Here is a 12,422-nt window from a genome sequence, read left to right on the forward strand (position 1 = left end):
CCACGGGATCACTTCTCCGCGATCAACGGGTCGATCATCTTGTGGAGCTCCTCGGCGTCGAGCGCCTTGAGGGAACGCGCGGCGATCTTTCCCTCACGGTCGAGGACGATCGTGGAGGGAATGGCCTGCGGATTGAGACTGCCCTTGGGGAAACCGTTGACGATCAGTTTCCCGATCGGGTCGTAGAGGCTCGGATACTCGATGCCGTAATCCTCTTCGAAGGCGATGGCCGACGCCTTGTTGGTGTCGCGGGTATTGATGCCGACGAACTCCACGCCCTTTCCCGCGGTCTCCTTGGCGACCTCGGAGAAGTGGGGGGCCTCCGCGCGGCACGGCGCGCACCATGATCCCCAGACGTTCATCACCACGACCTTGCCCTTGAGGTCGGCGATGTCGAGCTGCTCGCCCTCGAGCGTTTCGCCCGCGAGCTTGTTGGGAGCCTGGCGCTCCCCCTTGGCGACGGTGGCGATGCCGCCGGTGCCGGTGACGAAGTTGGTGTCGCCGCCACCACCGGACCTGCCGCCTTCACCGCAGGCGGACAGGGTGAGCGCACCGACGGCGAACACGGCGGTCAGCAGGGCGGCGCGGGGGGCACGGCTACGGCTCATGTGAAAAGTTTCGCATGGCGTCTTCCGTGATCTTCCGCGCCCCCCTGCGTGCCCGTTTGAGGCCGTTGTCAAGCCGCCTTAAAGAATGTGTTCCAACCGCCCGCCGGCGCCTGGCCGACGCCAAGGGTTCGCAGCTTGGCGAGCACCTGGGGATCCTGTGCGTCGAGCCAGTCGCAGAACTGCCGGAAGGACACCAGCCGTACGTCCTTCTTGTCGGCCATGCCCTTGAGTGCTTCCTCCACGGCGTCCATGTAGATGCCGCCGTTCCACTGTTCGAAGTGGTTGCCTATGAAGAAGGGGGCGCGATTGGACTCGTAGGCCCGATTGAATCCCGCGAGATACGCGTCCCTCGCCTGTTCCTTCCACCCCGGATAACGGGAAGGCATGCCGTTGGTCGAATTCTTCGACTGGTTGGCGAGCATGTTGTAGTCCATGGAGAGGACTTCGAAGCTGTGGCCGGGGAAGGGGACGGCCTGGAGCGGCAGGTCCCAGATGCCGAGCTTCTTGTCCGGCCACGTCTGGCGGCCGCCGGGTGAGCTGGCGTCGTAGCGCCAGCCGAGCTGCTTCGCCGCAGGCAGCAGATTGTCCTGGCCGAGCAGACACGGGGTGCGGGCGCCGACGAGTTCCTTGCGGTAGTCGAAAGGAAGCGGGTCGATGTCGTGCCAGCCGCTGTTGGTGCGCCATTCGGTGACGAACTTCACAGCCTGGTCGATCTCGTTGCGCCAGTCCGCGGAGGTCCATTCGGCGACCGATCCGCGGCCCCCGCAGAAATGCCCGTTGAAGTGGGTGGCTATCTCATGGCCGTCCAACCACGCCTGGCGTATGTGTTTCAGCGTGTCCTTGATGTGGTCGTCGGTGAGATAACCGATGTCGGACGCACCGATCGGATTGTTGGGCGGTCGGTAGAGCGTCTTCTTCGATTCGGGCAGGAGGTAGTTCCCGGAGAGGAAGAAGGTCATTCCCGCGCCGTGGTTCCTGGCGAGTTCGAGGAATCGGGGGAAGAGGCCGTTGCCGACCTCGCCCGCCCCGTCCCAGGAGAAGACCACGAATTGCGGGGGCGTCTGCCCCGGTTCGAGCGGGACGGGCTTCGGCGGCTGGTGCGGCTGCTTGCCGGTGTCGGACGTGGAGCCGTCCCCGATCAGCCGGCCGGGAGGCTTCGACGGTGAGGGCTTGTGACCACTCTTGTCCGGGCCGCCACCCCCGCCGGCCGGGTCGGCGTGCCCGTCTCCGCCCGGGCCGCCCGAGCCGCAGCCCGCCACCCCGATCGCGGCCGCGGCCCCAAGTCCCGCTCCGAGCAGACCCCTTCGACTGATGTCCCGCATATCGTCCCCATCCGCGCTCTCTTGGTCAGGAGAGCTGTTGAAACCGGCACAGCAAACCGGCACAAGTTGAGATGCGCGTCGGAACAAAGAGGTTCCGGGGACTTCTGCTTATTTTTCTTGAACGTCAGCGAACGAGCTTGAAATGATCACGGACCGGCTATGCGCCGAATGCCTTGCTCTTTCCCTTGACGGGCTTGGCACCCGCCAGGAGATGAGCCGGAACGAGATCCCGGGCCGGCTCCGTGTAGCCCACGGAGACAATCCTGTTGCCCTGATACGTGAACGTGGTCAACGAGGCGAGCGTGCACTGCCGGCGCCGCGGGTCGTGCCACAGCCTGCGCTTCTCCACGAAACTGCGGACGGTCCAGATCGGCAGCTGATGACTGACGCAGACCGCCTCGTGTCCGCGTGCCGCGTCCCGCGCCGCGTCCAGCGCCGCCATCATCCGTGCGACCTGCTCCGCGTACGGCTCGCCCCACGACGGCCGGAACGGATTCGTCAGGTGCTTCCAGTTGCCCGGCCTGCGCAGCGCGCCGTCACCGACGCCGAACGCCTTGCCCTCGAAGACGTTGGCCGCCTCGATCAGCCGCTCGTCCGTGCCGAGGGTGAGGCCGTGCGACTTGGCGATCGGCGTGGCCGTCTCCTGCGCACGCTCCAGCGGGGAGGCGACGACGTGCGTGATGTCGCGGCCGGCGAGGTGCTCGGCCACCCTGTCGGCCATCTGCCGCCCGAGTTCGGACAGGTGGTAGCCGCTGCGACGGCCGTAGAGGACCCCGTCGGGGTTGTGCACCTCGCCGTGGCGCATCAGATGCACGACGGTGATCTCGCCGCCGTCGGCCTCGCGCCGGACGTCGGCACTCGCCTCGGCGGCGCGGTCCACCGCCTCGTCGAGGGCGCTGCGCTCCGCGCCACCGCTCGGCATGCCACTCCGCATGTCGCTCTGCATGCCACTCCGCATGCCGCTCTGCCTGTCGCTCTGCATGTCGTCGCTCATGCGGTGGCCTCCGCTGCGGCGCGCGCCGCGGCGGGCAGCGCGGCGGCGATCCGCTCGATCGCCGCGTCGTCGTGGGCCGTGGAGACGAACCAGGACTCGAAGGCGGACGGCGGCAGGTAGACGCCCTGGGAGAGCATCGAGTGGAAGAACGCGTTGAAGCGGAAGGCTTCCTGCTTCTTGGCGTCGTCGTAGTCCCTGACCTCGGTCGCCGTGAAGAACACCGAGAACATGTTGCTCGCCGTCTGCAGGCGGTGCGCGACTCCCTCCTTGGCCAGCGCGCCGGTCACGAGGCCCTGGATCTCCTTGGAGACCGCGTTCACCTTGTCGTACGCGGCGTCGTCGAGGAGCCTGAGCTGCGCGAGGCCCGCGGCGGTGGCCACCGGGTTACCGGAGAGCGTGCCCGCCTGGTAGACCGGGCCGGCCGGAGCGAGGTGCGCCATGACGTCCTTGCGGCCGCCGAACGCCGCGGCGGGGAAACCGCCGCCCATGACCTTCCCGAAGGTCATCAGGTCGGGCGCGACACCGTCGACGCCGTACCAGCCGGCCTTCGACGTACGGAACCCGGTCATCACCTCGTCGGAGATGTACAGCGCGCCGTTCTGCGCACAGGCGGCCTTGAGCCCCTCGTTGAAGCCGGGCCGGGGCGGGACGACGCCCATGTTGCCGGGCGACGCCTCGGTGATCACACAGGCGATGTCGCCGGCGTTGGCGTGGAACGCGGCGTGCACCGCCTCCAGGTCGTTGTACGGCAGCACGATCGTGTCACCGGCCTGCGCACCCGTCACGCCGGGCGTGTCGGGCAGTCCGAACGTCGCGACACCGGACCCGGCCGCGGCCAGCAGTGCGTCCACGTGTCCGTGGTAGCAGCCGGCGAACTTGATGATCTTGGGCCTGCCGGTGAAACCGCGGGCCAGACGGATCGCGGACATCGTCGCCTCGGTGCCGCTGGAGACCAGCCGGACCTGCTCGACGGGCCCGACACGGGACACGATCTCCTCGGCGAGGGCGACCTCACCCTCGCCGGGCGTACCGAACGAGGTGCCGCGCGCGACGGCCGCCTGCACCGCCTCGATGACGGCCGGGTGGGAGTGCCCGAGGATCATCGGCCCCCACGAGCAGACGAGGTCGACATATTCGCGCCCGTCGGCATCGGTGAGGTACGGACCGGTACCGGACACCATGAACCGGGGCGTACCGCCCACAGCACGGAAGGCACGGACGGGAGAGTTCACGCCGCCGGGCGTCACGAGGGACGCGCGGTCGAAAAGCGTCTGCGAAACTGGGGCGTCATAGGGAAAGCTCACGGAATCCATGGTCTCAGAGGCTCGGACATATCTGCGGACAGGTGTTTCACCGCACGTTCGTGGGGGAGGTCACTGTCACGATGATCGGGTTGCGCGGCAGGGGCTGCGAGTGGTCGGGTGGAGATATGCATCGCGGTGGCGAACTGGGCGAGGGGACCGACGACCTGGGTCCTGAGCCCGCTCGGCGCGGAAAGCACCGGCGAGGCGAAGCGGATGAGCCCGTGGGAGGCAGGAGCGGCCGAGTGGGGGTGACCTACAAGTATTTCGGCGCGCCCGACGGAGCCACTGCCGCGCGGGTGCCGATCTCCATGCGCCCCGAGGAACTCGGGGGCGACGAGCTCGGCATGGGCGGGATGTTCACCAAGATCAAGCCGGAGACCATAGCCGCGATGGTGCTCACCGGCATTCAGGGCATGCCCCTGAACAAGGTTCCGCCGCTGGAGCTCGTGGTGCTGCACCCCGACTACGCGGTGGTGAGGCTGCCCATGACCGTGGTCGACCCGCTGCGGGGGATCGGCGAGGAGTCGGTGGGCGCGGCGGCCTTCATATGGTCGACGGTCCCGGACCGCGGAGGGCCGCGGGACGCGTTCAACGTCTACCAACTGCTCCACGAATGGCAAGATTTCAGCCATCGTCTGCACGAGGCGGGGCACCAGCCGTACTGCCTGGTCTGGCCCTGATCCGACCGCTCGAACTCCCTTCCGCCCACCGCGTGTCGCCTCCCCGGCCGTTCGCCGCCGCTGCGCCGCTCAGGTGCGGCTGAGCTCCGCCGCGCCGAAGGACACGTCGAACCGGTCGCACCAGATGCTCACGCTGCTGAAGCGGGTCGGGTCGACGCCGGCGGGCAGCACGTAGTTCTGATCGCCCTTGTTGCCCTTGAGCTTGCCGAGGCTGACGTACTCGCCGTCGTCGAAGACGTGCCAGCCGGCCTTGCCCTCCTTGACGGGCGCGTCGGTCAACCAGACCCGCAGATCGGGGCCGTTGCTCGTGTCCAGGTTCTCCAGCCGCAGAGCGTGGGAGCCGTCGGGCAGACGCAGCAGCCGGACGGACCCGGAGGTCGTGTGCTCGTGGCTGATCAGCTCGCCGCCCGCGAGCGTCTGCGGACCCTGCGGCTCGGGGGAGGGCGACGCACTCGAAGCCGGCCCGGTCGCGGGCGCCGCCGAGGCCGCCACCGCGCCGGGCACCGCCTCGTCCACGGTCTCGTCCTGCCAGAGCTTCCACGGCTGGAACCAGTACAGGCCCACCGCCACCACCACGACGGTCAGCATCACCACCACGACACCCACCGGTCTGCCCAGCGCCCCGCGTACACGTCCCATGACCGTCTCCTTCGAACGAACCCGCTGTCGACTTCCATTCAAGGAGACGGCCGGCGCCCGCGGGCCCCAGAGGACATGACGGTTCCCTTACGGCGCACCCGGCGGCGTCAAGGAGTGCTCCGACCGGACAGGACCACCGGCGCCCGGTCCGGGCAGGCGCCGGCAAGGGCGGGGCTCACGGGGCCGGCCTCCTCGTGATTCCGGCCTCCGGACACCCAACTCGCCTGCTGACGCGTGACAGCACGGCGGGAGGTGTGCGTCGGGCCGTGAACGGCCGGGCCGTGCGACAGGGCCGTGCGACAGGGCAGGGTCTGCCGGCGGGGCACTAGCATCGACACCCTTCCGACAACTGGAGTTCGCTGCTATGTCGTTGCCGCGTATCGGAGTCGTCATCGTGACCATGGGCACCCGCCCACGGGAGCTGGAGGCTCTGCTCGCTTCGGTGGAGAAGCAGGACGTCCCTGCGGCACAGGTGGTGCTGGTCGGCAATGCGACGCCCCTGACCGACGTCGCGACGGACGCGACCAGGATCCCGCTCGAGGAGAACCTGGGCTGCCCCGGCGGCCGCAACGTCGGTCTGCGGACGCTGCGCGAGTCGGGCGAGGTCGATGTCGTCATCGAGCTGGACGACGACGGCCTGCTCATCGCCGACGACGTGTTCCGCAAGGTCCAGCAGCTGTTCGCGAAGGACCCGAAGCTGGGGATCGTCGGCTTCAGGGTCGCCGACGAACACGGGCACACGGAACGCCGCTGGGTGCCCCGGCTGCGTGCGGACGATCCGATGCGCCGCGGCCCGGTGACCGCCTTCCTCGGCGGGGGCCATGCCTTCTCGATGCCCATGCTCCGGCAGACCGGTCTGTGGCCGGCGGAGTTCTTCTTCGGGCACGAGGAGTCCGACCTGGCATGGCGTGCGCTTGATGCCGGATGGAAGATCCTCTACGAGCCCGAGCTCGTTCTCCAGCATCCCAGGACGTCTCCCGCCCGGCACGCGGCGCACTACCGGTACACCGCCAGGAACCGCGTCTGGCTGGCCCGGCGGCGACTGCCGGTGCCTTTGATCCCCGTCTACCTCGGCGTGTGGATCCTTCTCTCCATGGTGCGGATGCGGTCCATGACGGGGCTGAAGGCATGGTGGGGCGGTTTCGTCGAGGGTGCGCGGACGCCGTGCGGCCCACGCAAGCCGATGAGGTGGCGCACCGTATGGCGTATGACACGGCTGGGCCGCCCGCCGATCCTCTGAGGCTCATCACCCGTCACTGTCCGACCCAAGCGCCATGCCCCGTCAGGGCGTTCGCTCGCCGACGGCATGGCGGCGCGTCCTCGGCACTCGTCCGGGCGCGCCGGACGGCGCCGAACGGCCGGGCACGACAGCCGAGGCGATCAGGACGGGACTCCCAGAGGGCCCCGCCATCCGGGATCGCGGCCGGTCACGGCCAGCAGGCGGTCGAAGTCGGACGCCCCCACGCCGTCGGCCGGCAGCGGGAACTCCGCTCCGAACGCACCCATCCTGCGACCCGTGGGAGCCAGCTCGCCGAAGGCCACGAGGACGTCGCCGACCACGATCGGGTCGGGCGTGTACTGCTGCCCGGTGGCGCGGGCGAGGTCCCAGGCATGCACGGTCAGATCGCCGAGTGCCATACGGCCGACGAGGCCGGCCGGCATCCCCATCGTGCCCGAGGTGCCCTCTTCCGCGCCGGGCGCCGCCCAGGCCCGCACGAGCGCGGCCGTCTCGTCGGCGAAGGCCGTGCGCCAGTCTCCGTGGCCGACGCGGTCTGGTGCGGCGGAGAAGTCGGCGTCCTGCTTCGCAGCGAGCGCCTGGAAGTTGACCACCACCTGGAAGAGGTGGTCGGCGACTGCCTTCACGTCGTACTCCGAGCACGGAGTGGGGTGGCCGAGCTGCTCGTCGGAGATGCCGCGCACCACCGGAACCGAGCGCTCCGCCGCTGTCGCGAGCAATTCGCTGAGGGGCTTCGTCATGGAGCCACCGTAGGCAGGGCCGCCGGGACGACGTCTTGAAGAAACGCGACACCGCCCGCCGCCCACCGCCCGCCGCCCCGGTCCGGCGGTCCTAAAATCGGAACATGACCGGTCCACGGCGTGACACCAGGGGGATCGTGGATGCCCGTGAGCTCTTCGCCCGGGTCCGCTTCCGCCGCCGTGAGCCCGCTCCGGCGCTGGGTCCGTATGTCGACAACTACTGGCTCATCGACTGGGACCTGACCGAGCCGTACGCCTCCCATGTAGTGCCGCACCCGTCGGTGAACGTGGTGTTCCAGCAGTACGGCGACGAGCCCGCCTGGGCGGAGGTCGCGGGCATCGGGCTCGACCTGTTCACCCAGAAGCTCTCCGGACGGGGACGGGTCTGCGGGGCCAAGTTCCGGCCCGGCGGCTTCCGGCCGTTCGCGCCGGGACGGGCGGTGTCCGACTGGACGGGCCGGCGGCTTCCCCTCGGGGACGTACTCCTGCGGGACGCGCCGGGGACGGAGCTGAGCCGGGCCGTACGGGCGATCGTCGACCCGGAGGAGGAGGACGCACGGGTCGCGGCCCTGGACGCCTTCCTGCTGGGCCTCGACCCGCAGCCCGACCGGCAGGCGGCGTACGCGACGGAGCTCGTCGGCCGGATCCGTGACGACCGCTCCCTGCGGCGCGTCTCCGAACTCGCCGACGCGGAGGGCGTGTCGGTCCGATCGCTGCAACGCCTGTTCCATGCGTACGTCGGCGTGGGCCCCAAGTGGGTCATCCTGCGCCACCGCATCCACGAGGCGCTGGAACGCGCGGAGGAGACCGGCGGACCGGGCGGCGGCGTCGACTGGGCCGGGCTCGCCGCGGAGCTCGGCTACAGCGACCAGGCGCACCTCGTCAGGGACTTCACCGCGACGGTGGGCGTACCCCCGTCGGCATACGCCAGGGCCGAACGGTAGGCGCACGGCCGGGCAGCTGTCGGTCCCCCGCCCTACAGTGCGGACATGGACGGTGAAGCGATCCAGGTACGAATCGAGCCCTGGTCGGAGGGTGATCTCGGCCTGCTCCGCGCGGCGAACGCGCCGGAGCTGATGGACCACCTCGGCGGCCCTGAGACGGAGGAACAACTCCTCGACCGCCATCGGCGGTACGTCGCCCTGAGCGCCGACCGCACCGGACGCGGCCGGATGTTCCGCGTGGTCCTGGACGGTGGCGACGGGAGAAGCGGCGAGGCGGCGGGGACCGTCGGCTTCTGGGAGCAGAGCTGGGAGGACGAGCGGGTCTACGAGACGGGCTGGAGCGTCCTGCCCGGGTTCCAGGGCCGCGGCATCGCGACGGCCGGGACGCTGGCGGTGATCGAGGCCGCGAGGGCCGAACGCAGGCACCGCTTCCTGCACGCCTTCCCCTCCGTCTCCAACGGGCCGTCGAACTCGGTGTGCAGGAAGGCGGGCTTCTTCCTCGTCGGAGAGTGCGACTTCGAGTACCCGCCGGGCAACCTGCTGCGCTCGAACGACTGGTGCCTCGACCTGGGGCCGGTGCGGGACTGAGCCGCCGCGGCCGGCTCGGGCAGAGGGCTGCGGAGTCTTCGGTCCGCGGCCGTCGCGGGCGGGCACAAACGCCTGGCCCGTCCGTGGCCCGCGATGACATGCTTGGCCTGTGAACGGACCGGAGATCACCATCGACGTCGCCCCCGAGCTGCGACTCTTCGTCCCGTCGGACTACCGCCAGGGGCGCAGGCCGCTGGCCACGGACGGCTCGTCGACGCTCGGCCATGTCGTCGAGTCGCTGGGTGTGCCGCTCACCGAGGCGGGCACGCTGCTGGTCGACGGCAGCCAGGTGTCTGTCTCCCACATCCCGGGCGACGGGGAGCACGTCGAGGTGTGCGGAGTGGACCGCCCTCAGCGGATCCCCGGCGCGCCCCTCCGTTTCCTCCTCGACGTCCACCTCGGCACGCTTGCCCGGCGGCTGCGTCTGCTCGGCGTCGACGCGGCGTACGAGAACGAGGACATCGGCGACCCGGCGCTCGCCACCTACTCGGCGAGGGAGCGGCGCGTGCTGCTCTCCCGCGACCGCGGGCTGCTGCGGCGCCGGGAGCTGTGGGCCGGGGCCTACATCTACAGCGACCGGCCCGACGAACAACTGCGGGACGTGCTGGAGCGGTTCGCGCCGGCGCTCGCACCCTGGACACGCTGCACCGCGTGCAACGGCCCGCTCAAGGAGGCGGACAAGGACTCCGTGCAGGAGCAGCTGCAACAGGGCACGCAGCGTACGTACGACGTCTTCGCCCAGTGCACGGCGTGCGGCCGGGTCTACTGGCGCGGGGCCCACCACTCGCGCCTCGAGGCCATCGTCGCCGACGCGCTCCGCTCCACCGGCGCGTAGAACAGCCGGGCGGGCTGCCGCCAGAGCCCGGCGGCGCGCCGCCGCGGGCGGCGCGGGGCGGCGTCATGTCCCGGCTGCCGCGGAGCCAGGCATCAAGTCCCGGCTGCCGCGAGCCAGGCATCAGGTCCCGGCATAGGTCCCGACAGCACGGCCCGGGAGCACGGCCAGGCGGCCGTCGCTCAGGGCCGTTCCTCCGTCAGATAGCGCTGCACCGTCGGTGCCAGCCAGCTGACGATCTCCTCCCGCGTCATCTCCACGGCGGGCGGAAGCCGCAGGACGTACCGGGCCATCGCCATGCCGAGTATCTGCGAGGCGATGAGCGCGGCCCGTCGCGGCGCCTGAGCGGGGTCGGGGCAGAGCGCCATGGCGACGGGGCCCAGCTGGTCGCGGAAGATCGCGCGGGCGCGCTCGGCGGCCGCGCCCTGGGTGACGGCCGCGCGCAGCAGCGCCGTCAGCACGTCGTCCTGCTCCCAGCGGTCGAGGAAGTGGGAGACGAGGACGGCACCGGCGTGCCGTGCGGGGAGGGCGCCCAGCTCCGGCAGGCGCAGATCGAACTCGGAGGCGGCGGCGAAGAGGCCCTCCTTGTTCCCGTAGTAGCGCATGACCATCGAGGGGTCGATTCCCGCGTCGCGGGCGATCGCGCGGATGGTGGCGCGTTCGTACCCGTCGGTCGCGAAGCGCTCGCGTGCGGCTTCCAGGATCGCGGCCCTCGTGGCATCGGAGCGGCGGGGTCCCGTCGGTGCTTCCGTCGTCATGCCAACAACTGTATGCCAACAGGTGTTGACACACCAGGGCCTTTGGATCCAGAATTGCCAACAAGCGTTGACCAACAACCGTTGACCAACGGCGCAGACCTTCGAGCGCCCGGATCCAGGAGGCAGCCATGACCGGCACGCCCAGCACCGGAAGCACGGACCCCCGCCACCCCGACTCCGCCCCCACCCCTGCCGCCCGCGCCCGCGCCGAGACCGGCACCGGCCCGGCCCCGGAGTCCCGCTTCGACACCGACGTCGTCGTGGTCGGCGCCGGCCCCACCGGGCTGCTCCTCGCCGGCGATCTCGCCTCCGCGGGCGTCGGGGTCACGGTCCTGGAGCGCCGCCCTCGCGAGGCCGGCAACCTCACCCGTGCCTTCGGAGTGCACGCCCGCACCCTGGAGCTCCTCGACTCCCGCGGCTTGGCGGACGAGTTGGTGAAGACGGGCACGGAGGTCACCGGTCTGCGGCTGTTCCGCCGCCTGTCCCTCGACCTGTCCCGGCTGCCGTCCCGCTTCCCGTTCCTCCTCATCACCCCTCAGTACGAGGTGGAGAAGCTGCTGGAGCGACGCGCCCTGGCCGCCGGCGCCGTCTTCCGCCACGGGGCGGAGCTCACGGGCCTTGATCAGTCGGGCGGCTCCGTCACCGCCCGCTTCCGGGACGCCTCCGGCACGCACGCCACCCTCCGCGCCAGGTACGCGGTGGGCGCCGACGGGGTGCGGAGCACGGTGCGCGATGCGATGGGCATGCCGTTTCCCGGCACCGCCGTGATCAGGTCCATCGTGCTCGCCGACGTGAAGCTCGCCGACGAGCCCGCGAACCTCCTCACGGCCAACGGTGTCGGCGACGCCTTCGCGTTCATCGCCCCCTTCGGCGACGGCTGGTACCGGGTCATGGGCTGGAACCGCAGCCGCCAGGTGCCCGACAGCGAGCCCGTCGACCTCGACGAGGTGCGCGAGATCGCCCGCCTCGCGCTCGGCACCGACTTCGGGATGCACGACGCCCGCTGGATCTCCCGCTTCCACAGCGACGAGCGCCAGGCCCCCTCGTACCGCAAGGGACGCGTCCTCCTCGCAGGCGACGCGGCGCACGTCCACTCACCGGCCGGCGGCCAGGGCATGAACACCGGTCTGCAGGACGCGGCCAACCTCTCCTGGAAGCTCGTCTCGGTCATTCAGGGCCGTGCCCCCGACCCCGAAGCACTGCTCGACACCTACGAGTCGGAGCGCCATCCGGTCGGCGCGGCGGTCCTGCGCAGCAGCGGCGCGATCGTGCGCCTCGCCATGGCGCGCACTCCGCTCCAGCGGGCGGCCCGCTCACTCGCGGCCCGTCTGCTGAGCTCGGTCCGGCCCGCCTCCGCCAAGGCGATCGGCCTGATCTCGGGTATCGGCATCTCGTACGGCGGGCCACGCGGCTCCCATCGCCTCACCGGCCGGCGCGCCCCCGATCTGCGGCTCGCACAGGGGCGGCTCCACGAACTGCTCCGCAACGGCGAGTTCGTGCTCGTGGGCCCCTCCGGGCCCGTGCCCGAAGCCCCGGCGGCCCCCGGCCGCGTCATACGCGCCCACTGGACGACGGACCGGCGAACGACGCTCCTGGTCCGCCCCGACGGCTACATCGCCTGGGCCTCCGATCGCGGTGCCCGTGGGTGACCGGCAGTGCCAGCAGGGCCCGCAGGGCCCACAGGGCCCGCACCGCGCAGGCGCGACCGGAGGCCGCCGGTTCGCCCCGGTCCGGGCCTGCAGGCAGCCGGTTCCGGCGCACACGGTCGATCTATCC

The 12,422-nt window shown here is 70.7% G+C and carries 13 protein-coding genes; 6 read left to right on the forward strand and 7 right to left on the reverse strand.

Going from position 1 to position 12,422, the window contains the following annotated elements; translation table 11 throughout:
- Positions 1–8: 8 nt before the first annotated feature.
- From ACFYV1_RS14735 to hemL, 4 genes are all read right to left on the reverse strand, one after another.
- A complete protein-coding gene (locus ACFYV1_RS14735; RefSeq protein WP_389395819.1) occupies positions 9–608 on the reverse strand; it encodes a TlpA family protein disulfide reductase in 600 nt (199 codons plus the stop codon).
- A gap of 68 nt (positions 609–676) precedes the next feature.
- Entirely contained in the window at positions 677–1,930 is a 1,254-nt protein-coding gene (locus ACFYV1_RS14740; RefSeq protein WP_389395820.1) for a hypothetical protein, read from the reverse strand.
- A 157-nt stretch (positions 1,931–2,087) separates the two neighbouring features.
- Positions 2,088–2,735, reverse strand: coding sequence for a histidine phosphatase family protein (locus tag ACFYV1_RS14745; RefSeq protein ID WP_389395894.1), 648 nt, complete (start codon positions 2,733–2,735; stop codon positions 2,088–2,090).
- A 185-nt stretch (positions 2,736–2,920) separates the two neighbouring features.
- Positions 2,921–4,237, reverse strand: coding sequence for a glutamate-1-semialdehyde 2,1-aminomutase (gene hemL, locus ACFYV1_RS14750; protein ID WP_389395821.1), 1,317 nt, complete (start codon positions 4,235–4,237; stop codon positions 2,921–2,923).
- A gap of 116 nt (positions 4,238–4,353) precedes the next feature.
- On the opposite strand from hemL, the gene ACFYV1_RS14755 reads away from it, so the two are divergent.
- Positions 4,354–4,908: a hypothetical protein gene (locus ACFYV1_RS14755; protein ID WP_389395822.1), complete on the forward strand. Its 555-nt coding sequence runs from the start codon at positions 4,354–4,356 to the stop codon at positions 4,906–4,908.
- A gap of 69 nt (positions 4,909–4,977) precedes the next feature.
- Here the strand turns inward: ACFYV1_RS14755 and ACFYV1_RS14760 are convergent, their stop codons facing one another.
- On the reverse strand, positions 4,978–5,547 hold the full coding sequence (locus tag ACFYV1_RS14760; RefSeq protein ID WP_389395823.1) for a DM13 domain-containing protein: 570 nt from the start codon (positions 5,545–5,547) through the stop codon (positions 4,978–4,980).
- Positions 5,548–5,911: 364 nt separating this feature from the next.
- On the opposite strand from ACFYV1_RS14760, the gene ACFYV1_RS14765 reads away from it, so the two are divergent.
- Positions 5,912–6,787 carry a glycosyltransferase family 2 protein gene (locus ACFYV1_RS14765; RefSeq protein WP_389395824.1) on the forward strand — a complete coding sequence of 292 codons (876 nt, stop codon included), beginning with the start codon at positions 5,912–5,914 and terminating at the stop codon, positions 6,785–6,787.
- A gap of 140 nt (positions 6,788–6,927) precedes the next feature.
- Here ACFYV1_RS14765 and ACFYV1_RS14770 read toward each other — a convergent pair whose 3' ends face one another.
- On the reverse strand, positions 6,928–7,524 hold the full coding sequence (locus tag ACFYV1_RS14770; protein WP_389395825.1) for a TIGR03086 family metal-binding protein: 597 nt from the start codon (positions 7,522–7,524) through the stop codon (positions 6,928–6,930).
- Positions 7,525–7,628: 104 nt separating this feature from the next.
- On the opposite strand from ACFYV1_RS14770, the gene ACFYV1_RS14775 reads away from it, so the two are divergent.
- From ACFYV1_RS14775 to ACFYV1_RS14785, 3 genes are all read left to right on the forward strand, one after another.
- Positions 7,629–8,468, forward strand: coding sequence for a DUF6597 domain-containing transcriptional factor (locus tag ACFYV1_RS14775; RefSeq protein WP_389395826.1), 840 nt, complete (start codon positions 7,629–7,631; stop codon positions 8,466–8,468).
- A gap of 45 nt (positions 8,469–8,513) precedes the next feature.
- The gene (locus ACFYV1_RS14780) at positions 8,514–9,056 is read left to right on the forward strand and encodes a GNAT family N-acetyltransferase (protein ID WP_389395827.1); all 543 of its coding nucleotides are present in this window, start codon (positions 8,514–8,516) and stop codon (positions 9,054–9,056) included.
- Positions 9,057–9,165: 109 nt separating this feature from the next.
- Positions 9,166–9,891, forward strand: coding sequence for a Mut7-C RNAse domain-containing protein (locus ACFYV1_RS14785; RefSeq protein ID WP_389395828.1), 726 nt, complete (start codon positions 9,166–9,168; stop codon positions 9,889–9,891).
- A gap of 179 nt (positions 9,892–10,070) precedes the next feature.
- On the opposite strand, the gene ACFYV1_RS14790 is transcribed toward ACFYV1_RS14785, so the two are convergent.
- A complete protein-coding gene (locus ACFYV1_RS14790) occupies positions 10,071–10,646 on the reverse strand; it encodes a TetR family transcriptional regulator (RefSeq protein WP_389395829.1) in 576 nt (191 codons plus the stop codon).
- 128 nt (positions 10,647–10,774) lie between these two features.
- On the opposite strand from ACFYV1_RS14790, the gene ACFYV1_RS14795 reads away from it, so the two are divergent.
- Complete coding sequence (locus ACFYV1_RS14795; RefSeq protein ID WP_389395830.1) at positions 10,775–12,295, forward strand: FAD-dependent monooxygenase; 1,521 nt, start codon at positions 10,775–10,777, stop codon at positions 12,293–12,295.
- Positions 12,296–12,422 lie beyond the last annotated feature (127 nt).

It is taken from the genome of Streptomyces sp. NPDC003023, from assembly GCF_042888225.1.
Lineage (GTDB): Bacteria > Actinomycetota > Actinomycetes > Streptomycetales > Streptomycetaceae > Streptomyces.

Bases quoted from the DNA above. Each gene is read 5' to 3' on its own strand.
- ACFYV1_RS14735 (WP_389395819.1), bottom strand. From the start codon at position 608: ATGAGCCGTAGCCGTGCCCCCCGCGCCGCCCTGCTGACCGCCGTGTTC.
- ACFYV1_RS14740 (WP_389395820.1), bottom strand. From the start codon at position 1,930: ATGCGGGACATCAGTCGAAGGGGTCTGCTCGGAGCGGGACTTGGGGCC.
- ACFYV1_RS14745 (WP_389395894.1), bottom strand. From the start codon at position 2,735: ATGCGCCACGGCGAGGTGCACAACCCCGACGGGGTCCTCTACGGCCGT.
- hemL (WP_389395821.1), bottom strand. From the start codon at position 4,237: ATGGATTCCGTGAGCTTTCCCTATGACGCCCCAGTTTCGCAGACGCTT.
- ACFYV1_RS14755 (WP_389395822.1), top strand. From the start codon at position 4,354: ATGCATCGCGGTGGCGAACTGGGCGAGGGGACCGACGACCTGGGTCCT.
- ACFYV1_RS14760 (WP_389395823.1), bottom strand. From the start codon at position 5,547: ATGGGACGTGTACGCGGGGCGCTGGGCAGACCGGTGGGTGTCGTGGTG.
- ACFYV1_RS14765 (WP_389395824.1), top strand. From the start codon at position 5,912: ATGTCGTTGCCGCGTATCGGAGTCGTCATCGTGACCATGGGCACCCGC.
- ACFYV1_RS14770 (WP_389395825.1), bottom strand. From the start codon at position 7,524: ATGACGAAGCCCCTCAGCGAATTGCTCGCGACAGCGGCGGAGCGCTCG.
- ACFYV1_RS14775 (WP_389395826.1), top strand. From the start codon at position 7,629: ATGACCGGTCCACGGCGTGACACCAGGGGGATCGTGGATGCCCGTGAG.
- ACFYV1_RS14780 (WP_389395827.1), top strand. From the start codon at position 8,514: ATGGACGGTGAAGCGATCCAGGTACGAATCGAGCCCTGGTCGGAGGGT.
- ACFYV1_RS14790 (WP_389395829.1), bottom strand. From the start codon at position 10,646: ATGACGACGGAAGCACCGACGGGACCCCGCCGCTCCGATGCCACGAGG.
- ACFYV1_RS14795 (WP_389395830.1), top strand. From the start codon at position 10,775: ATGACCGGCACGCCCAGCACCGGAAGCACGGACCCCCGCCACCCCGAC.